At 62.3% G+C, this 20,719-nt stretch carries 16 protein-coding genes; all 16 read left to right on the top strand.

All coding sequences use genetic code 11. The annotated features are described in order from the left end of the window. Positions 1 to 39 precede the first annotated feature (39 nt). Complete coding sequence (locus HNP02_RS35295; RefSeq protein WP_184445305.1) at positions 40 to 1,557, top strand: terminase large subunit; 1,518 nt, start codon at positions 40 to 42, stop codon at positions 1,555 to 1,557. Continuing rightward, positions 1,554 to 3,272 (top strand): phage portal protein, encoded by a 1,719-nt coding sequence (locus HNP02_RS35290; RefSeq protein WP_184445304.1) that lies wholly within the window; start codon positions 1,554 to 1,556, stop codon positions 3,270 to 3,272. The genes HNP02_RS35295 and HNP02_RS35290 overlap by 4 nt, the downstream gene beginning before the upstream one ends. After that, positions 3,269 to 4,411 (top strand): hypothetical protein, encoded by a 1,143-nt coding sequence (locus tag HNP02_RS35285; protein ID WP_184445303.1) that lies wholly within the window; start codon positions 3,269 to 3,271, stop codon positions 4,409 to 4,411. The genes HNP02_RS35290 and HNP02_RS35285 overlap by 4 nt, the downstream gene beginning before the upstream one ends. A gap of 55 nt (positions 4,412 to 4,466) precedes the next feature. Beyond that, on the top strand, positions 4,467 to 5,150 hold the full coding sequence (locus tag HNP02_RS35280) for a DUF4355 domain-containing protein (RefSeq protein ID WP_184445302.1): 684 nt from the start codon (positions 4,467 to 4,469) through the stop codon (positions 5,148 to 5,150). A 39-nt stretch (positions 5,151 to 5,189) separates the two neighbouring features. Next, a complete protein-coding gene (locus HNP02_RS35275) occupies positions 5,190 to 6,362 on the top strand; it encodes a P22 phage major capsid protein family protein (protein ID WP_184445301.1) in 1,173 nt (390 codons plus the stop codon). Positions 6,363 to 6,374: 12 nt separating this feature from the next. Next, on the top strand, positions 6,375 to 6,857 hold the full coding sequence (locus HNP02_RS35270) for a hypothetical protein (RefSeq protein ID WP_184445300.1): 483 nt from the start codon (positions 6,375 to 6,377) through the stop codon (positions 6,855 to 6,857). Beyond that, on the top strand, positions 6,854 to 7,234 hold the full coding sequence (locus tag HNP02_RS35265) for a hypothetical protein (RefSeq protein ID WP_184445299.1): 381 nt from the start codon (positions 6,854 to 6,856) through the stop codon (positions 7,232 to 7,234). Before HNP02_RS35270 ends, HNP02_RS35265 begins: the two co-directional genes overlap by 4 nt. Further along, on the top strand, positions 7,218 to 7,628 hold the full coding sequence (locus HNP02_RS35260; RefSeq protein ID WP_184445298.1) for a hypothetical protein: 411 nt from the start codon (positions 7,218 to 7,220) through the stop codon (positions 7,626 to 7,628). Before HNP02_RS35265 ends, HNP02_RS35260 begins: the two co-directional genes overlap by 17 nt. Then, a complete protein-coding gene (locus HNP02_RS35255) occupies positions 7,625 to 8,149 on the top strand; it encodes a hypothetical protein (RefSeq protein WP_184445297.1) in 525 nt (174 codons plus the stop codon). Before HNP02_RS35260 ends, HNP02_RS35255 begins: the two co-directional genes overlap by 4 nt. A 15-nt stretch (positions 8,150 to 8,164) precedes the next feature. Continuing rightward, the gene (locus HNP02_RS35250) at positions 8,165 to 9,067 is read left to right on the top strand and encodes a hypothetical protein (protein ID WP_184445296.1); all 903 of its coding nucleotides are present in this window, start codon (positions 8,165 to 8,167) and stop codon (positions 9,065 to 9,067) included. A 93-nt stretch (positions 9,068 to 9,160) separates the two neighbouring features. After that, positions 9,161 to 9,499, top strand: coding sequence for a hypothetical protein (locus tag HNP02_RS35245; RefSeq protein ID WP_184445295.1), 339 nt, complete (start codon positions 9,161 to 9,163; stop codon positions 9,497 to 9,499). A gap of 499 nt (positions 9,500 to 9,998) precedes the next feature. Then, the gene (locus HNP02_RS35240) at positions 9,999 to 16,553 is read left to right on the top strand and encodes a transglycosylase SLT domain-containing protein (protein ID WP_184445294.1); all 6,555 of its coding nucleotides are present in this window, start codon (positions 9,999 to 10,001) and stop codon (positions 16,551 to 16,553) included. A 2-nt stretch (positions 16,554 to 16,555) separates the two neighbouring features. Then, the gene (locus tag HNP02_RS35235) at positions 16,556 to 17,473 is read left to right on the top strand and encodes a hypothetical protein (protein ID WP_184445293.1); all 918 of its coding nucleotides are present in this window, start codon (positions 16,556 to 16,558) and stop codon (positions 17,471 to 17,473) included. Beyond that, positions 17,470 to 19,194: a hypothetical protein gene (locus HNP02_RS35230; protein ID WP_184445292.1), complete on the top strand. Its 1,725-nt coding sequence runs from the start codon at positions 17,470 to 17,472 to the stop codon at positions 19,192 to 19,194. Before HNP02_RS35235 ends, HNP02_RS35230 begins: the two co-directional genes overlap by 4 nt. A gap of 54 nt (positions 19,195 to 19,248) precedes the next feature. Next, on the top strand, positions 19,249 to 19,704 hold the full coding sequence (locus HNP02_RS35225) for a hypothetical protein (RefSeq protein ID WP_184445291.1): 456 nt from the start codon (positions 19,249 to 19,251) through the stop codon (positions 19,702 to 19,704). Further along, positions 19,701 to 20,714 carry a hypothetical protein gene (locus tag HNP02_RS35220; RefSeq protein WP_184445290.1) on the top strand — a complete coding sequence of 338 codons (1,014 nt, stop codon included), beginning with the start codon at positions 19,701 to 19,703 and terminating at the stop codon, positions 20,712 to 20,714. The genes HNP02_RS35225 and HNP02_RS35220 overlap by 4 nt, the downstream gene beginning before the upstream one ends. The last annotated feature ends 5 nt before the right edge of the window (positions 20,715 to 20,719 follow it).

Here is a 20,719-nt window from a genome sequence, read left to right as displayed (position 1 = left end):
GTGCGTTGCCGACTACCCAAGAAACGGACGGTTGGACCCTTGGCGGTCGCAACTGGTGCAACTCTCTGCGAAGAAACCGGAAACTGGTTCGACGCTGAGGGCGTCCGGCTTGGCGCACAGGTACCTCCGAACTACTGGATGCCTGACTATGCGGCCAGCAAGGGCGATAAGGCCATCGCATTCCTCAATGCCATCGGATACCACCTGGATCCATGGCAGCAGTTGATCCTGCGCGACCTCCTCGGAGAGCGTGAGGATCGCAAATGGGCTGCGCTGGAAGCGGTTTTGCTCATTCCGCGTCAAAATGGCAAGACGGCGATCACCGAAGCACTGGAGATCGTCCATCTGTTCCTGTTCGGCACACGCCTGATCATCCACACGGCGCATCTGTTCGATACGGCCTACGAGTCGTACCTCCGCATGTGCCAGATCATCGAAGACTGCCCTGCGCTTGACAAGTACGTCAAGCAGAAGCTGTCGGGTAACGGCAAGGTCGGCATCGTCCTCAAGAACGGTGCCCGTCTGCTGTACAAGGCCCGCGGTAAGGGCCAGATCCGTGGATTCTCGGGCGATTTGGTCATTCTGGACGAGGCATACGACCTCGAACCGGAGATGATCGCGGCCCTGATCCCTGCGCTGTCGGCGCGGAAGAACCCTCAAGTCATCTACACGTCCTCGACGGGTAATGAAGACTCTGCCGTCCTCCTCAAGGCCCGTGATCGCGGCATGGCGCACGGTGCCCGCATCGCTCTCTTCGAGTGGTGTGCGGACGAGAAGTGCGAACTCGATGAGGTCGACCAGTACTACAAGGCCAACCCCGCCTTGGGCATTCGCCTCGACCTTGAGTACATCATCAACGTCGAGCGTGGCTCCATGGGGGACAAGGAATTTGCGCGTGAGCGCCTCGGCTTGTGGCACGACAACTCGATCAAGGCCCCAATCGATGTTGAGAAATGGAAGCTCCGCTGTGTTGCTGATTCGCAGATCACTAGTCGCATTGTTCTTGCGGTTGACGCCGCTCCAGATCGATCCAGGGCATCCATCGCCCTCGCTGGATACACCGCTGACGGTCGTAAGCAGGTCGAGATTGAGTCCAGCGGCCGAGGTGTCTCCTGGTGCGTAGACGCGATTGACGCGATCTACAAGGGGCTCCAGTCTGAGCCACCGCTTGCGGTCTGCATCCAGTCAGGTGCCCGCGCTGGTGCGCTGATCCCCGAGTTGGAAGCCCTTGGTATCGAGGTTATTCCGTTTGGCGCGAAGGAGATCGCGCTCTCTACCGGCTTCCTGTACGACTCCGTTGACGACGAATCCCTTGTCCACCTTGGCGATACAACTGTCGAGGACGGCCTGCATGGCGGTCGCAAGTACAACATCGGCGGCAAGGTCGGCGAGGACGAATACAACGGCTGGGGCTGGACCCGCGCTGATACGTCCATCGACATCACTGGCGTCTGCGCCATCACCTACGCCCTCTGGGGCCTCAACATGAAGCGAGCTGAGTCCGTCGTGGAGAAGAAGCCCTACGAGGGTAAGCCTCGCGGAGGACGTGTCTGGTGACCGCCGTAATCGCGAACAACTCGCCCACCTACGCCTACGGCAACGTAAATCCCTTCGCGCACTTCGGGCCTCTGGCTGAGCCTCCGTGTGTCGACCTCCCCGCTGATGGGCTGCAGGGCCCAGAGCTGGAGAAGTACCTGAACAAGACGCTGTGGGCCGCGTTCGAGCAGGAGAAGGAACGTCTCCACTGGCTTGAGTTGTGGGGGACTGGCCGTCAGCCCGAGGTGCGTCCTCTCAAGCGCAACACGGAGCGTGCCGTCCTGCAGCGCATGGCCCGCACGTCCTGGCTGCCTCTGGCCGTCACCACGTTCGCGCAGCAGATGATCGTGGACGGCTACCGCAAGGCTGGCGAGCCCGAGAACTATGCGGCGGCGTGGGAGTCGTGGAACCGCAACAAGATGGGCATGCAGCAGCTTGCCATCAACCGCGCCACGATGAACTACGGCTACTCGTACGTCCGCGTCACTGACGCGAAGATCGAGACCAAGGATCAGGCGACCGGCCGCAAGGTCACGAAGTCGATGGCGCTGATGCGTGCCACGTCGCCGAAGGACTGCTTCGCGCTGTACAGCGACCCGTACTTCGATGAGTACCCGCAGTACGTGCTGGAGCGTCTGCCGGATCGCACGTTCCGCTGGTGGCTGCCGGACGGCAACTACATCCCGGTCAAGCGTGAGAAGAACAAGCTCACCGTTGGCGCGGAGGTCGGAACCACCTACGGCATGCCGCCGTTCGTGCGTTACGTGAACCAGATCGACCTTCATGGTCGCTGCTGGGGCGACGTGGAGCCGGTCATCGACATCGCTGCTCGTATCGATAAGACGGCGTTCGACCGCCTGATGGTGCAGCACTTCAACAGCTTCAAGGTGCGCTGGGCCACCGGCCTGGAGCAGGCCGACACGCCGGAAGGCGTTGAGCAGGACAAGATTCGGATCGGCAACGAGGACATCCTCATTGCCTCCGATGTCCAGGCAAAGTTCGGCACTCTCGATGAAACCTCCATGGAGGGGTTCATCAGCGCCTACAAGGCCGACCTGGAGACGTTCGCGGCTGTCATGCAGCTGCCGCCCAACCTCATGGGCCAGGTCGTCAACGTCGCAGCCGACGCCCTGGACGGCGCTCGTCGGCAGACGTACCAGCGTCTCTTCGAGAAGCAGACGGTCATGGGCGAGGCGCACGCACAGGTGATGCGACTCGCTGCCCTCATTGAGGGCCGTGATGACGACGCTGATGACTTCACTGCCCGCGTTACTTGGCAGGACGTTGAGGTGCGCTCCCTGGCGCAGTTCGCGGACGCCTGGGGCAAGATCGTCACCCAGCTCGGTGTGCCGAAGTGGGCTGCTTGGAACAAGATTCCCGGTGTCGAGCAGTCCGAGGTGGACGCTTGGCGTGAGCATGTCCTGGACGACGATCCCACGTCGAAGTACCTGCGCGAGGTGGTCGGCAAGACCATCACCGACCTGGGCGTGGATACGGCGACTGGTGCGCCCGTGGCTCCTCCGGTCAACACGGAAATCGCCGAGCTGCAGCAGGATACGGCGCTCAAGACCGCCAAGATGGGCGCTGACGCGACCGCTGCCGCCGCGAAGGTGTCGGCCGCTGCTGGTCGCGGTGCTCAGCCTGGCAACTCGAACGGTAAGGGCGGGCCTAACAACCCAGCCAACCAGCGGGGCACGAACAACAAGACCGGCCAGCCGAATCCGACTAAGTCGTGACCGCGCCCCAGGAGCAGCAGGAGCAGCCGCATCCGGGGCTACGAGCACTTGAGGCTTACATCGCGTGGCGCACTGCGACTCACCAGGACGATCAGGAGGCGGTTGCCGCATGGCTTGCGCTGCAGATGTACCCCCTGTGGGCGATCCAGCGGTTCACGGAGTTGGATCGTACGACCCCATTGTGGGTCAGCGCGGCTCTGCCCTCTGTGAAGACGGCGTACCTGCAGTCGCAGCGCCTGGCAGCTGTATTTGCGGAGGACGTGCGGTTCGCTGCCGATGCGCTCGCGGATCCACTGGCCATGAAGGTACCCGACGTGGAGCGCCCGAACAACGTTCCCGCTGCCCGCTTCGACACTTCCCTCATTCCGAACAATGTCGTTGACTTCCCCGGCCAGGACCACCTGGTCACGTTCGAAGACTTCCCGACGGTTGATGTTGCTACGTCGCTGACGATCAACGGCAACTACGAGATCAAGGCCGCGATGCCTGGTCCCGAGGACGACCTGATGTACAGCGGGCTGGCGAACAGCTCGGGCGCGGCAACCCGGCAGGCCATGAACGGTGGCCGAGGTGCCATGGGCCAGATCGTGTACTTCGACAAGCGCATCATCGGCTACGCCCGCGTGACGGACTCGAATCCGTGCTGGTTCTGTGCCCTATTGGCAAGTCGCGGCGCGGTTTTCAAGAAGGACTCGTTCAACCAGGGTGGCCGCACGAACCCTTGGTCTGGCGCTCTGACGAACGCCGACAAGTTCTTCGCGCAGCCCAACGAAGCCCCTGACGTGCCCGCCGAGTACACGAACGTGGCGAAGGTACACAACCACTGCCGGTGCCAGCTGCGGCCGGTGTACAAGTCCGAGAAGTCGTCGGGCGGCAAGTACGACCCGGTGCGTGATCCCGAGGCGCAGTTCTACTTCGACCAGTGGGACAAGGTCTCGCAGGAGTGGTACTGGCTGTCGAACAAGCAGCAGGCCCAGAAGTTCCGCGACCAGTACAAGCCGTACCAGAAGAAGTCGGCCGACGTGACCGACATTCGCCAAGAGCTTGCAGACCGACGTGATGCGTTGGCTGCCAACGGGTTGGACCTACGCACGCCTCAGGCGCAGTGGGCCAACACCCGCATCAACCAACTGGCATAAGCCAGGCAACGGTTCCACGGACGACCGAAAACAGTTCGGAAAGAAGAGAATACAAATGACCGCACCTGTCGACGGCGGAGCAGCCACCACTGAGACCACGACCCCCGAGGTCACGGACGGTGGAGACGGCAGTGAACTGACGCCCCCAGCAGCAAACAACTGGTGGCAGTTCGGTACGAAGGAAGACGCCGAGTCATGGGCGAATAACCTGGTGACAAAGCGCCTTTCGCGTGATCGCAAGGCCAACCTCGAACCTCTGCAGCAAACCAATGCTACACTTGAGGCAGAAGTTGCTCGCCTCAAGCCTCTGGCAGAACGTGCCATGAGCGAGGACGAGAAGCGGGACGCCAATCTGGCTGCCGCGCAGCAGGAGCTGGAAGAGCTTCGCAACTTCAAGGCCCAGGCCGCCCGCAAGGAGCTGGTCAACGGAATCGCCGAAGAGGTAGGGCTCCCAGCTCATCTCACGGCCTTCCTCACCGATGGTGACGCGGACTCGATTCGCGAGCAGGCCACGAATCTACTCAACGCCCTGAGTGAGGGCGGTTCGAACACCGGCAAGCGTGTTCCCCCTTCCAAGGCTCCAGCTCCAACCGCTGGGGACGAGAACGGCGGCGGGACAACGGCATCCAGCGGTGGTGGCGGTAATGGCAGCGAGCCTTCCGATGAGGAACTGATCGCACAGATTCGCGATGCCACCGCAGAGATCCGCAAGAACGGTGGTTTCAGCGTTCATCGCTGACCCCAATCCCTTTCCATCCTCTAAGGACTGAGATACACGATGGCAAATGCCTTCATCAAGCCCGCCGTGGTCATCGCCAGTGTGCTCGACCAGCTCCAGCATCAGCTGGTGCTGTCGAACTTCGTGTGGAAGAACGGCTACGGCGACTTCGCTGGCAAGTTCAACGACACGATCACGATCCGCATCCCGGTCGACACGATTGCCCACACTCGCAAGCTCCGCGCTACCGGCGCTGACCGAAACATGGTCACCAGTGACCTGACTGAGGTCACTGTCGACGTGAAGCTGACCGATGTCATCTACAACCGCATCGACCTGACCGACGAAGAGCGTGACCTGGACGTGATCTCGTTCGGCACCGACGTTCTGCCTCGCCAGGTGCGTTCGGTGGCCAAGCAGATCGAGGCGGGCATCGCCTACCTCATCACGCAGGCTCCGTACGAGAAGGTGACTTCGGTCGCCGCCGACTCCATCTGGAATGGCGTCATCTCGAACCGCCGCTACCTGAACACCCATGAGGTGCCGGTCGACGGCCGCTTCCTGCTGGTCGGTTCGGCCATCGAAGAGGCGCTGCTGCTCGATGACCGCTTCGTGCGCTACGACTCGGCCGGTGAGGCTGGCGCGAGCCGCCTGCAGACCGCGAGCATCGGTCGCCTGGGCAGCTACCCCGTGATCGTCAGCGAGCAGATCGCTCAGGGTGACGGCTACCTGTCGCACCCCACCGCGTACGCGATGCTGACCCGCACGCCAAGCAAGCCGTACACCAACACGGTCGCCACCTCGACGGTTGCCACCGAGAACGGCGTGACCCTGCGCTGGCTGGGTGACTACGACAGCGGTTCCACCACCGAGCGTTCCATCGTGGACACCTGGATGGGTGTGAAGTGCGTCGTGGACCCGGTGAACGCCAACGGTGACGAGGATCCGCACTTCGTGCGTGGAACTCGTATCCACCTCAAGGCCACCGACGCCACTCTGACTGGTGCGGGCACTGTTGGCCACACCGCTGGCGCGAACACCATCGCTCTGTCCCTGGAGGACAACAACGGTGATGAGCGTGCCGGGGACTCTCTGGTCACCTGGACCACGTCGGATCCGACGAAGGCCACTGTCGACGCCAAGGGTGTCGTGACTGGTGTGGCTGCAGGTTCGGCCACCATCACCGCGAACTTCGATGGCCTGACCAAGACCAAGGCAATCACCGTTTCCTGATCGGAGTAGGTCGTGTCTGACTTCCCAGACTCGCTCGCTACAACGGCGGAACTCGCAACCTGGATGGGCGAGACGTTCGATTCGGACGACTCTGCCCGTGCAGCGTTCATCATCCGCGTAGCCAGCGGGTGGGCACGTCAGATCTCGGGCAAGCTATGGCCTGACCGCGACGACGACTCCTTCCCGATCACCGTACGAGGCATCATTCTCGGGGCGGCACGGCGTGAGTTCGAGAACCCACGCCGTGTCACCTACGAGGTGCGCGGGCCCGAGTCGACCTCGTACAACCAACTCGCCTATCCGCCAGGGTTCTTCACGGCCCCTGAGGAGAAGGCCCTCAAGTACTACCGCCCCGGCGGCGGCTTGTTCACCGTGAGCACCTACCGCGATGACCCCTGTTTTGCTCTGGGCTACATCGGTATGGGTCCAGGCAACAAGCCACTCCCTTACTTCAACCCTGGTGAGCCAGGGTGGTTCGAGGCAGATCACCTATGACGCAGCGCGGCGCAACCGGAGTTGTCTACCGGGCTGCGAAGCGCAATGCGCATGGTGACCCTGTCGATGACGACGGGAACGTTATCCGCGTCGGTGCCGAGGGCACTGAGGTCGGCACGATCCACGGCATCATCACCGGCGGCTTGAGCGCCAGCCCTTCGCTGCAGCGCCAGGAGTCCTCTGACACAAGCGGTCAGATCGGGATCCCGAACAAGCAGCCCATCCGAGTTCGTTTCGGAGATCGAATCCTGATCGACGGCACCGTCTTTCGGGTGATCTCCAAGCCCTTGTGGATCTACGCGAATCAGCGTACTGGCACGAAGCCCGAGTTCACATGGGTGGAGGTGGAAGGAACGGCCGGTGCTCCAGGTAGCTGAAGAGGAACCTCTGCAGCCCGCCCTGTACGGCAACGTCGCTTACTTCTACAAGAAGCACAACCCAGCTTTCACTGAGATCCTCGTCGGCCCTCGGCTTTTCAACATCACGGCTGAGTGGACGGGCAAGGTCTACGAGTCCTACATGACTCGCCTGATCTCCCGTAAGCACGCCGACGATGAGCATCCCGGCCTGATGGAGAGTTCGACTCGCGCCGAAGTATTCATCGGCGGCTACGAGGGCGACCGTTGGATCGGTCAGATCACCGTCGCCGTCCCCTACGCCGTGGCCGATGAGTTCGGCCGTCACTCGCCCGCACCGGGCCAGAACAACTCGATCTACGAGGGTTCCGGCGACCTGCGCGGTGCCCTATACGAACACCTGCCTCGCATATGACCGATCCCATTCCGATGTTGGAACTGCCTGATTGGTACGAGGGCGGATACACAGACGCCGAAGATCTGGTTTGCCAGTACTTTCGGTGGCTCCTCGGAGACAAGGTCTTCGTTTGCACGTGGCTCCCTGAGGGCCATTACGTGCTGAGTCCCGGCCAGCCGGTCGGAGGTACGCAGCCGACTCTGCGGGTTTGGCGTCAGCCAGGAAAGAGCGACGAAGACACTCGCATCGACTTCGCTCTCGTCCAGATCGCGGCCATCACACCGACTCGCAAGGAGTCGTGGGAGTTGATCGAGTTCATCCGACGCATGTTGGAGGAGCCGGTCTGCAAGGGAGTGGAAGTCGTTCTCTCGGACGGCACTTCATCTTCCATCAAGTCTTCCGCTGAGTGGCTTGGTCCGCAGCTCATCCCTGAGCGCCTAGTGGACGAAAAGTTCATCCCCGTCACGTTCAAGATCGGCCTCCGCGAATCGGAGTCTCTGCCGAACTACCGCAAGGTCTTGAACACCCTTCCCCGATAAGAGGATTCAAACACAATGGCTGATTTCGAGACCATTCGGGACGCCCACAACGAGCTGGTCCGTGCCAACCTGCACTTCGCGATTCTGTTCGATGACATCGATAACGATGCCGTACAGACCCTGGAGGATCTCACCACTGGTGAGCTGATCCTGCCCGAGACCGCCGAGTCGGCGGGCGTCATCGAGAAGAGCGCGGGTGTGTCGCTGACCCACGACATCACCTCGAAGGACATCGAGGGCTACGGAGACGCGGAGCCCGTCCGCACCATCATCTCCAAGCGTTCGGTTAAGTTCAAGGCGAACTTCCTGGAGACCAACAAGGTTGTCCTGGAGAAGTTCTGGGGCACTGTCTTCGATGAGACGAACCTGACCGTGTCGGCGAACGGTGGCGTGACCATCATCGCTCCGACCCTGCCGGACAACGTCTACTACCGCGCCTACCTGGTTGCGGCCGACGACGTGAACGGTGCTGACCTGTTCACGTACTACATCATGCCTCGCGTCAAGCTGGTCGATGTCGACTCGCAGGACAGCAAGGACGACGACGCCTACACGTACGGGATGACCTTCCAGGCGTTCAAGGACTCGGACCTCGGGTTCGCCGTTCTGCAGGGTTGGTGTGGCCCAGGCTGGCTGAAGCTGGTCGACAAGACCGGCTTCGTGGCCCCAGTCGCCTCGCTGACTGCGCACGCCGTCGACACCGCCCTGACCCTGTCGACTGTTGAGACCGGCCAGGTCACCGTGACCGCCAACAACGGCATCAACTACACGCCTCTGGCGAAGTACACGGTCACCACTGGCCCGACCATTGTGAAGGTCGACAAGACCGGACTGGTGACGCCTCTGCTGGCCGGTACCGCAACGGTGACCGCGTCGTACGCAGGCAAGACCGCGACCATCAGCTTCACCGTCAGCTGACCCAACTCTTGAGCCCCGGTTCCCCGACTTCGGTTGGGGGACCGGGGTTTCCAAGCGCAGTAAACACAATCAAATTCGAACGGAGCAGATCGAATGGCAGCAGTAAAGGGCGCAGCCGCAGCAGCGGTGCGCGATGCAGAGACCAACGCGGTTGACGAGGTAGACGAGATCTGGGCGAAGCTCCAGACCGAGAACCACGTACCGCCGCTGGTGGTCAAGGGGATCACTCTCCTGGAGCCGACGAAGACCCAGATCGACGCGTGGCGTGCAGCCACCACTGTCGAGGCAGGGGAGCGGGCCCTCTTCGGAGACCAGTACGACGCCGTGCATGAGCTGTTCGACGCTCTGCCGCAGCACGTCTGGGAGAACTTCAACGTTCTCTACCTCAAGCACATGTTCGGGACTACCGGCGAAGAGCAACTGGGAAACTGATCAAGATCGTTGACCGCTATTGGTCAGCGATCTGCTGGGACTGCCAGCACATTCTGAACTTCTCGGCCTACGAGTACTTCCACTGGGAGCTAGTAGGTTCCAAGGCCGATGGCACTCCTTGGTGGCAGCGCAAGCGCCCCATCGAGGAGCTGCTCGGCTATTTCGACACCCTGATGAACATTCCAGGGAGCTTGACCAACGAAGCTGTCCTTACCGACCCAGAGACTATCGAGTGGATGGGGTCTCGCAAGGACTCTGACGATGGTCCGCGTCGTCCGAGGATTTTCGGACATACAGAAACGATCTCACTGCTCAAGACTCTGATTGAGCTGCAGATCGGAAAGCAGTTGCCACGCCCCATTATTCCGGGCTTGGAGCTGCGCACTCAGCGGAAAATCATCAAGACCGTCTCTGCTGTTGAGGCCGCCCAGAAGCGCAGTCAGCGCAACCGTGAGCGGGCCGAACAGCGGCGGGCTAAGGCAGCTAAGGGGTCTTAACCATGGCCACCCTCGCGGGCGAGGCTGCAATCCGCATCATCCCCACTCTAACGGGGTTCAAGACGAGTGCGGATCGTCAGCTCAGGGAGATGCGGTTCAAGCCCATCGAGATTGGGCTCGATCCGAACTTCGCCAAGGCTGACGCGGAGATGGACGCGTGGCGGGCACGCCAGCGTCTCAACGCAGTCAATGTCCCTGTCCGTGCCGACTTTCAGGCGTTCAAGCGCGACCTGACACAGGTCGAGCACATCTTCAAGCGTAACTCGCTTTCTCAGGCACTTCGCCTGCAAATCAAGGTTGTTGGGCTCGACGCCCTGCCAGCTCTCGCGTATGCGGCTGGCAGTGCTGCGTCGGGCCTAGATGCGTTGGCTGAGGCCGGTCTGGCGCTCCCCGGCATCTTGGGTGGCGCTCTGGCGTCGGTGGGCGCTCTTGCCATTGGCATGACTGGTATTTCGGCCACGTTCAAGGCGTTCTCGACTGACCAGAAGGATGCCACGAAGGCGGCTCAGGATCAGCAGAAGGCTAACCGCGATCTGTCCCGCTCGTACAGCGACTACAAGTCGGCTGTCCGCGACACGATCCGCTCGATCCAGGATCTGAACTCGGAGAACCGCCGGTCGAGCCTGAACGTTGCGGACGCGGTGCTGAGCGTGCAGGAGGCTGCCGACAAGCTCCGTCAGGGCGGGCAGCGTTCGATCACTGAACTGAAGCGCGACCAGATCGATTACCTGGAGGCGATTGATCACCTGCAGGACGTGCGGGTGAAGGCTCAGCGCACGTCGCAGGACGCAGCTGATGCGAACGCGAAGGGTGTCGCGGGCTCAGATTCGGTTGTCCAGGCCCTGGATCGCATCGCCGATGCGCAGGACAAGGTCAACCAGAAGAACCTTGGCGCAGACACGTTCGCTACGCAGCTGGCGAAGCTGGCTCCGCATGCTCAGTCGGCGATCAATGCCGTCCTGTCGTTCAAGGGTGCCTGGAAGCAGCTGACTACGTCGGTCCAGAACAACCTGTTCGACGGAATCGACAAGGCTGTCATCAACCTCGGTCAGCGTTCCCTGCCTGGCCTGGAGATCGGCCTGTCGCGTGTCGCGTCGGGGCTGAACGCGAACTTCAAGTCCATCGCGGAGTCGCTGGGTAGCGACACCAATCAGACTCTGGTGCAGCGCATCTTCGGCGACACCAGCGGTGGGCTGCAGAACTTCTCACGGGCGATGAACCCCCTGGTCGAGGGTGTTGCCCGTCTGACTAAGGAGTCGGCTGACTTCCTGCCGCGTATCGGTGCGGCTGCCGAGAAGGTCTTCACGCGCTTCGATGCATGGACCGAGAAGATCTCGGGCAACGGCGCTCTGGACAAGTGGATTGACAACGGCCTCAAGGCTGTTGACTCCATCGGCAACGCTGCGGTGAATATCGGCTCGATCATGACCTCGATTGGCGAGGCATTCGACAAGGTGTCGGGTCACCAGGGCGGCTTCGTCAAGACGCTGGAGGATGCGACCGGACAGCTTGCTGCGCTGCTAAACACCCAGAAGGGCAAGACCGGCCTGGCCGATTACTTCCAGCAGGCCAAGGTTTTCATCGGTCAGATCACTAACGCCGTCAAGCAGATGGCTCCTTTCCTCGGCGAGGTCCGCGACATTGCTCGCGACTGGTCGGGGGCGTTCTTTGAGGTCGCCGGATCTCTGCTCAAGGCAGCTGATTTCATCCAGCGCAACACGGGCCTGCTCGGCACGCTGTTGGAGACGTACCTGACGTTCAAGACCGTCAAGCCGATCATCGAGGGCGTCACAGGCGCGTGGTCGAACTATAACAAGATCGTCGCTGCTGCTGCCTCGCAGAACAGCCCGTTCCGCAACGTGGCCGGAATCCAGGCGACGGCCGACAGCCTGAAGCGCCTCAAGGGCGAGGCTGTCGAGACGCGTGCTGCGATGGCAGACATCGGCGGCGGCACTGTTGCTGGCTCGGTCGTTGGTGTCTCGAAGCGCAATGACGCTCAGGCGGCAGCCCTGCGCCAGGTGTCGGAAGATGCGAATCTCGCTCGGGCTGAGTCTATCTACAAGGGAATGGCAAACCGTCAGGTCGCTGACGAGAAGGCTCGCCAGGTTGCCATTGCAGCCCAGCGGGCGGCCATTGAGCGTCAGGTCCAGGTGGTCTCTCCTGTTCCGGCTCCGATCCAGCGTGCGCAGAACCGGTCGCTGCTGACTGCGCGAGGTGTCGCTGGCCAGGTACTGCCTAGTGCTGATGCCGCGCAGCAGGTTCGCGCCCTCATGGCGTCGGCTGGCCTGAATCCGGCCAACTACAACCAGGCCCCTCCTCGCGTGGTGTACAAGCCACAGGGTCTCGGCGAGACCTCATTGGTTCAGCCGCAGGACAAGGCTGAGGGAGAGCGCCGGGTTGCCCAGGCATGGCGCGGCACTGACCTAGCGGCTGCTGCAGAGGCCGCGAAGAAACTGGCCGAGGAGACCGATGCTCTGGCCGAGAAGACAACGGCTGCAGCGGATACGGTCACCAAGTTCGATGAAGCCGAAAAGAAGGCAACGTCCTCCACCGGGGAATCGACCAAGGCGCTTGGTGACGCCGAGACCGCGATGGCTTCGAGCGAGAAGCAGGCGGGCAAGACTGCGACTGCGGTCGGCAACGTCGGCACGAAGACTGCTGGCACCACGACTCGGGCTCGCACGTTCGTCTCTGCGTTCAATGAGGTCGGTTCGTCGTCGGACATCGTCACCGGCAAGCTGAACACGGTTGCTCAGACCGCCGAGGAGACCGGCGAGAAGGTCAACGGGTCGAGCGTCGGCTCCCTGGGTACGCGCCTCAAGGGCCTGGCTGGTGCGCTGGCTGGCCCCGCACTGCTGTCTGTCGGACTCCTCGCCGTCACCACTTTGGTGGAGAAGCTGGGCGAGGCTCACCGCAACGCTGCGCGTGACGCGAAGGCGCAGGATGACGCCCTCAAGAACCTCGCGACGACGCTGGACTCGACCACTGGCGGGTTCACGTCGCAGTCGCTGAACGACACTCTCAAGCAGTTCAAGTCGGCGACTCCGATCCCTGGCGTCGACTCCAATTTCATTCCGGCCGACGCGATGTCCCGCCTGGGCCTGAACCAGCGCACGACCACGATCACTGCTGCGGCCCCGAATCAGGCGGCACAGTTCCAGAAGGACCAGGACGCTCGCACGCAGGATCTGGCGAACCAGATCGAGGCGACTGACGAGTACAAGAACAACAAGGCGAAGTTCGACGCGTACGGCATCACGCCACTGGATCTGGCGCGAGCCGGTGCCGGGTATGACGCTGAGTCGAAGAAGGTCAACGACGCGATCAGCCACCCGAAGACGGTCTCCAATGGCCGTGGCGGCGCGGTTCCCATTGTCATCCCTGATCTCGCGAAGGTCGCCAACTCACTGTCGCCTGCGGGCAAGGATCTGTTCGGCGTCACTCAGGTGCTGCAGAACACCCATGAGCAGAACGCCGCTCAGGGTGCTCTAAACCTCAGCGTCTCACAGACTGCGGCCGGACCTCGTCAACTGAGCCCTCTTGCGCAGCAGGCGTTGGGCCAGTACGGGATTGCTCCCGGCTCACAGACCCTCACCGTTGGTGGCGAGGGTCAGATCCAGCTGAACCAGAACCCTGGTATCGCTGCGGAGAAGGCGCTGGGCGATCAGTACGGCATCACGTTCTCGCAGCCGGATCCCACTGGCGTGGTAACGGTTACGATCCCGCCGGACATCACGGACCAGTGGCTGCCGCGTATCTCGGGCTTCTACGCGAACGGTGGTCTGGTCGGCGGTATTGGTGGACCTACCAGTGACTCGAACCTGGCGATGGTGTCGCGTGGCGAGCACATTGCACGCGCAGCTGCGGTGCAGCACTACGGTGTTGGGCTCTTTGATGCCCTGAACAACCAGCAGATCCCGCGCGAGGCGATCCCTGGACTTGCAGGTGGTGGTTGGTGGCCTCTGTCGCCGCCTCCGGTGATTCCGCCGACGCCCGCCCCTGCTCCCGCTCCTGGGGGGCTGCTGCCAGGGCTGGGTACTTCCACTTCGCCTGCCCCTGGGCCTGGCTTGACTGGGCTGCTGTCGGGGGTTGCCGGTGGCGCTCCGCTGCCTTCTGCGCCGGTACTCGGCCCTCCTATGCCTGCAGCTCCGCCCGCGCCTCCTGCGCCGCCTGTAGCGCCTCCTACGGCCCCAGCTACGCCAACCCCTCCGGTTGCACCGGCAGCTCCTGCTGGGCCGACTCAGAGCATCACAGACCCTGGTTTGACCGCTCCTGGGGTGACCTTGACGGGCACACCTACTGAGAATGTGCCCACCTATACGCCTGGCACCACTCCTCCTGTCACGCCGGACATTCCGACGACTCCGACTCCTGAGGTCCAGGTTCCGAACTCGCCGATCTACTCGGTGGCCACGAATCCATTCACTGGGCAGTCGCAGCTCGCGATGTCCGGCCCGACTGCCACGCGCATTCAGCAGTTCGCGCAGGCCGTTGCGGGCAAGGTGCCGTACCAGTGGGGTGGCTTCTCGGCTGAGGGCATGGACTGCTCGGGCCTGGCGGCGGCTTTGGCGAACATCGCGACCGGACAGGATCCGTTCGCTGGTGGGCGTTTCGCGACCGGCAATGAGGGTGAGGCGCTGGCTCAGCGCGGCTTCATCGCTGGCGATGGTGGACCGGGCACGCTAACTATCGGCTGGAACGGCGAGCACACCGGGATCACGCTGCCGAGCGGCGAGCACATCGACGCGCAGGGCACTGCTACGGGAATCGTTCTGGGGCAGGGTTCGCAGGGCGCAACCGGATTCCCGAACGTCATGCACCTGCCGCTGCCGGACAACGGCACCCTCTCTGCGCTGTCGGCCAGTGGGGGACTCGGCCTCAGCCTGCCTGGTGGCGCTGGCGGCGGTAAGAAGCAGTCTCCGCAGGAGTACCTGGCTGGCCTGGCGAACAACGTCGGCGGGTCACTGTCGTCAATCGGTCTGCAGTTCCTCGACGGCATCACCGGCATCAACTTCTCGGGCATCGCCGGATTCGGCCAGGGTGTCGCCAACGACATCATCGGCAACGGCCAGTTCGGTGGCGCGAACAGCTCCGACTCGACTGGCATTGCAGACCAGGCGATCTCGGACAACCTCAATGGTGTCGCCGGGGTTAGCCCTGAGCTGAATGGCCTGCTGGGTGCGGCCGGTTTCGGGAGTGACCCGAACGCAGGCAATGGACCTGAGGCTAACGGTAGCGATCCGAAGACCGTCGTCCACAAGGCGATGTTGGCTGCTGGCTTCCAGGAGTCGGAGTGGCCTGCGCTGGAGAAGCTGGTCCAGGGTGAAAGTTCTTGGGATCCAACCGCCCGCAACGGCAACGCCTTTGGACTGTTCCAGTTCAAGGGTCATGAGAACGACGAGTTCGGCGCGATGGGCGCGTACTCGCAGGATCCGTACTCGCAGGCCGTCGCTGGCATGGCATACATCAAGTCGCGCTATGGCACTCCTACTGCGGCCTATCAGCATTGGCTGGCGCAGTCTCCGCACTCGTACGCGACGGGCGGTATGGGTGCAGCCGGTCCTGCGTGGCTGTCTAAGGGTGAGTACCGCACGAACGCTGCGGCCACGAAGTACTACGGCCCTGGCCTGTTCAACGCGCTGAACAGTATGTCAATGCCCCGCTTCGCGACTGGCGGCTGGCCGGGTGGCGGGAACGGCGGCAACGTCAACCCGCGCCGCATGAGTATCGGCCACTTCGCTGGCGGTGGTTGGCCGCTGATGCCACCACCTCCGGTCCCCGCACCGGGTGGCGGTGCGCCAAACGGCCCAATGCCGATTGCACCACCAGCTCCCCCTGAGCCAGCTCTGGGCGCGCCAGGTCAGCCTGGCCCGAACGGAGCACTGCCTGGCCCTGCGGCTCCCGGTCTCGCACCTCCCGGTGTCGGAGATCAGGGAAGCCCTTCGACTGGAGGCGCACTGGGGCCGGGGGCGACTGCTCCCGCGCCCGACCCCGGTGCGACTCCTCAGGTCTCCGATGCGCTGACCGCCATCGGTGGGCTTGGGCAGGCGATTGGCGGCGGTGGAGGCGCGGTCGGCCAGGGACAGCCTGGTGCCGATCCGTCGAGCCAGGTCGATCCTCGCGCAACGCTGGGCGCTGCGCCCACGTCGTCGGATCACACCCTACCGGCGATCTCTTCGGGGATTCAGGGTGCGGCAAGCACTCTCGGCTCGATTGCCTCGACGGCCGCTTCTTTGGCCGGTAATGCATTCGCTCCAGGTGCTGGCTCCGCTGCCGGTGCTGGCATCCAGGCGGGCTTCCAGATCGGTGGCCAGGTTGCTACGGGTGTCGCGAATGTCATCTCCTCGCTGCTGGTCGGCACTGCCACTGGCGGCTCCACCTCATCCGCATCGGGTGTCCCGCTGCTGCCTGCCCGTCAGGCGCAGACCCCTGTCGCGCCGGTCTACCAGAAGGTCCACAACGGTGACGTAAACGTCACGTCGTTTGACGACCTCAAGCGCACGCAGGACCGCTTGGACTCCCAGCAGCAGATGCCCTACATCAACAAGTTCGGGTGACGATGGACACAATTGATCGCACCGCGAAGATCGAGATCTTCGGTATCCACGGTGAGCATTTCGAGATCTCTGGTCCCGGCAAGGGTAACCAGGGCGTCGAATTGATGCCGAAGCTCAAGGGCTTCATCGACGCGCCAGTCAAGTCCCTTTGGCTCCCAGGCGCTTTCGGCCAGACGTTCGTGGACTTCCGCTGGGAGCGGCGAGACATCGTGTTCACCGTCAACATCTTCGCCGACAACGGCGACCCAGAGCTGTGGCGTTCCATTGACTCGGCGTGGCGCTTCGCGTTCGACTACGTGAAGGAAACCACGATCCGATTCACCACGTCAGATGGCTGGCGCGAGTTGAAGGTTCGTCTCTTGAACGAGCCCGAGGCGTACACGTCCGCTGACTGGGAGGGCAAGGATCCCGCCCTTTACGCCTGCTCCACGGTCGTGATGACGTGCGCCGCTGAGCTGCCGTTCTTCGTCGGGCCGTCCGACTTCTACACGTGGGACATGGACGCGGTGAAGGCCACCAAGAAGTTCAAGCTGTCCGTCGACTGCGACGTGCCGGTGTGGCCGAAGTGGACTCTGACCGACCAGGCCCGGTATCGGCTGCCCGACTTCTCTTGGGGCAATAACGAGTTCGGGCGTGGCGTCCAGGACGCCGGTCGTACCGTTCCAACACCTTTCATCCCGAAGGGCGCAGGCTGCGTGGCCAACTCTGACCCACGCGTGCAGACCCTTCTAGCCAAGAACCGAATGAACCTGCAGGGACTGTGGAAGGGCCAGGATCTCCTGTACCCCATCGCTGGTGGGACGTACAAGACGATCCCGGTTCAGGTATCTGATGCCGCTGGCGGCTTCGCTCTCAAGCTCGAAGTGCCGAAGTGGTACTCGCGTCCATGGTCCCGCCCTGTCGGATTGGGATATATGTGAGTCGCCTTGACGAACTGGTCGACATCGACCAGTCAGTAGAAGCATGGCGTGAGCAGCTGTACGTACTCCGCCGCGCGAAGCCGATGATCACCTTCTACCGGAACCCATCGGATCCGTCTGCGGTGGGCCTGGAGTACTACGGCCGTGTCGCCTACCAGGACACCATTCGCGCTTCGTTCCCATTCAAGAAGAACGTAAGCGCGGCGGGCACAATGGAATTGCGCTTTGACCACTACATCAGTGAGTGGCTGCGCTCAGTGCCGAACGACCCGAACCAGCTCAAGAACATCATCATCCGCGTCGACTTCTTCGGCGGGAAGCTGCGCTGGACGGGCCTGCTGTCGAACCACTCGGTGAAGATGCGCGACGGCATGCACTACATGGAACTGAACTTCATGGACGACCTTCAGTTCCTCCAGTTCCTGCTTGGCCCACCGAATCCCGTGCTTCCAATCCCGGTCTTCCAGTGGCCTCGCGTGTTGCCGATTTTTGGTCCCGCGAAGTGGGCGTGCTCGATCATGATCCTGCTCAACCTGATTCGAAAGGAGGGCAACCTGTGGGAAATCCCAGACGACCCGTTCGACTTCGAACAGTGGCTTGCCCTCTCGCCGACAGAGTGGCATAACTGGCAGGTTCACATCAAGTGCAACCCTCTGCCACTTGATGATTCGTCGCTGTGGACTGTCCTCGGCACTCGAATGAATCCACTCGACAGCGTCATCGCCGATGCGCTCGATGATGCACAGATCACCCTCCGCTGGCGTCGGATCTTCACGGACGAGGGTGAGGTCGAGACCGGCCTGCTCTTCGTGGATACACCGGCCAATGGTGCGCTCGTCTTCGAGTTCGTTGACGACAGCGGCTACTACAGCCCCCTGACTGGCACGTTCCTGGGCGGCACCATCGCGGACGGCATGTTCCGTTCGGTGGCGCAGTACATCGGTGGTTTCGTTGAGGATTCGGCACTGGAGATCACCGACGACGAGAGCCTCTACCCAGATGAATACTGGGGGCCAGGGTTCCTTGGAACTCTGGCCGCAGCTCCATGGCTCGTCATCCGAGACTCCGCGTACACGCCGATCGAAACGTCTCAGCTGACGTGGTCTCCAGCCACCGCGGTCTCCGTGATTGTGGGTGGCGACAACCCGGCTGCCGACGCCATTGCGAAGCTAATCATCGAAACCACAGGGTCTTTGATCGGTTACTTCCTTCTCGGCGGTTTCTCTTCCCTGGGTGACATTGCCAGCAGTGTAATCATGCCATTCATCGTCGGGACCATCGCGGCGTGGCTGGAGTGGAAGAACGTCGGCCGTGCGCAGAACCTCGGCTGGGTCCACCTGTGGGAGCTGTACCAGCAGGGCGCAGAGAACAATTCGTGGTCGCTGTCCGCTCTGGCGGCGCTGCGTGGTGGCTTCCTTGCATCCAAGTCGGAGACCTCGCACACGCTGTCGCTGCGCGGCAACTCCTGGATCATCCCCGGCGTTCACTTCCAGATCGGATCCCGCGTTGGGTCGACGTGCCGTGGCTACGACAACCTGATCTTCGTCAACCAGTGCGAGGAAATCATCCCGTCGTGGGACAACAGCGGCGACACGCCACTGTCGTTCCAGTGCAAGTTCGGTCAGAACAAGGCCGCACTGTCTGCCGGTGAGCGAATGGCCCGTCTGGCGAAGAAGACGCGAGACATCCTGAACAACATCGGCGTTCATCTCACGGCGTAAGTAGCCAGCAAACAGCCGGTATAATCAATTATAGGTAGATGAGGAGCAGGCGTAATGCCACTAAGCCATCATCCCGCCGATCCAAACCACCCCAAGGGCATGGCCTGGGCTATGGCCGCAGGCTTCCCTGATCCGCGTGGCGGAACTTTCTCCAATCAGCAGCTGGTCCTGATTCAAGGCTGGGATTCCTGGTCAGAGCAGTTGTGGGACTTGGGATTTCGTTGGCACCCAGAGCTGCAGACGAAGTGGGTTAAGGGCGGGAGTCAGTTCGCTGTCGGAACACTTGTTGATGAGAAGCCGCCCGAGGCAGCGACTTTCGAGCAGGAATGCGACGAAGTCCTGGAGATGATCGCGGAGTCGAATCCTGGGTTCGTGGATGAGATCCGGCGCATCCGAGACAGCGGCACGGAAGCCGAGCGCACCGTCGCCGTGAGTGAGCTACAGAAGAACGTCGCCGACATGATGCGCCTAGCCCAGTTCGTGCAGCAGCAGGGAGGTGGCCAGGGATGACGATGCCTTCGGGTAGCGATCCGAGTCAGATGACTCCAGGCGCTCTCGATGGCTCGCTCGTTGGCGGGGGCTTCTCGGCATTGGTCGGTCGCACGCAGGCTGCTGTGACCGCCGACAAGAAGACGCAGGTCGCAGGCAACAACATCATCACAACGGTGTTCGGCGCTGTCTATGAGGGCCTGGAGTCCGCTCTTGGCCTTGCGCAGGCGGTTATCGGTGGCATCACGCAGGCGATCACCGGACTGGTGGGCGGTATCCCAATTCTGGGACCGTTCATTACCGGCAAGTGGGTCGCGATCGACACCGCCCAGGCTTCTGCCGATAACGCGAATGTCGGTGTGGCGCAGCTTGAGGGCAAGCTGGCGCAGGGCAATGTCCCTGGCGGCGTCCTGATCGATGACACGTTCGCCCGCACGGCTACCAACCCCGGCCCCAACTACACCGTCTCACTGTTTGGCGTCGGGCCCTGGACTCCGCAGACTGACGGCAACAACCTCTTCTGGACTTCCATCGGCGGTGCTGACGGTGGTGCGCTGGTCCGTCACAACACGCCTCTGGCCACGAACACACAGTCGGTTGCGTTCGTCACGGCAGCTGCCTTCCCGGTTATTACCAACCCGACGTACCTGAGTCTCTTCGGACGCTGTGACGCGGCGATGACCAACCGCGTCGAGGCGACGATCACGAACAACGCCTGCTACATCGCCATCGTTGTCGGGGGAGTGGCGACCACTATCGGGTCGGGCTCCGTGTCCACCGCCAGTGGTGACCGCTGGACCTTGAAGTTGGGCACTACCAACGATGTTCGCGAGTTCGTCCTCTACCAGAACGGCACGGAGGTTCTCCGCGCCACCGACACTTCGGGCACATCACTCATTGGGTCCAGTAACCGATTTGTCGGTCTGACGATGTTCGCGGGCACGCAGTATCTCCCGCCATTCACCTTCGTTCAGGTCGGCCCCCCAGGACTACAGAGCTTCACGGCCAACGACCGGCTCGCTGCCGCTTAAAGGAA

Source organism: Mycobacterium sp. AZCC_0083 (assembly GCF_014202335.1).
GTDB lineage: Bacteria > Actinomycetota > Actinomycetes > Mycobacteriales > Mycobacteriaceae > Mycobacterium.
This window is presented reverse-complemented; position numbering and strand designations above follow the sequence as displayed.

Bases quoted from the DNA above. Each gene is read 5' to 3' on its own strand.
- HNP02_RS35220 (WP_184445290.1), top strand. From the start codon at position 19,701: ATGACGATGCCTTCGGGTAGCGATCCGAGTCAGATGACTCCAGGCGCT.
- HNP02_RS35275 (WP_184445301.1), top strand. From the start codon at position 5,190: ATGGCAAATGCCTTCATCAAGCCCGCCGTGGTCATCGCCAGTGTGCTC.
- HNP02_RS35240 (WP_184445294.1), top strand. From the start codon at position 9,999: ATGGCCACCCTCGCGGGCGAGGCTGCAATCCGCATCATCCCCACTCTA.
- HNP02_RS35235 (WP_184445293.1), top strand. From the start codon at position 16,556: ATGGACACAATTGATCGCACCGCGAAGATCGAGATCTTCGGTATCCAC.
- HNP02_RS35280 (WP_184445302.1), top strand. From the start codon at position 4,467: ATGACCGCACCTGTCGACGGCGGAGCAGCCACCACTGAGACCACGACC.
- HNP02_RS35265 (WP_184445299.1), top strand. From the start codon at position 6,854: ATGACGCAGCGCGGCGCAACCGGAGTTGTCTACCGGGCTGCGAAGCGC.
- HNP02_RS35250 (WP_184445296.1), top strand. From the start codon at position 8,165: ATGGCTGATTTCGAGACCATTCGGGACGCCCACAACGAGCTGGTCCGT.
- HNP02_RS35255 (WP_184445297.1), top strand. From the start codon at position 7,625: ATGACCGATCCCATTCCGATGTTGGAACTGCCTGATTGGTACGAGGGC.
- HNP02_RS35225 (WP_184445291.1), top strand. From the start codon at position 19,249: ATGCCACTAAGCCATCATCCCGCCGATCCAAACCACCCCAAGGGCATG.
- HNP02_RS35245 (WP_184445295.1), top strand. From the start codon at position 9,161: ATGGCAGCAGTAAAGGGCGCAGCCGCAGCAGCGGTGCGCGATGCAGAG.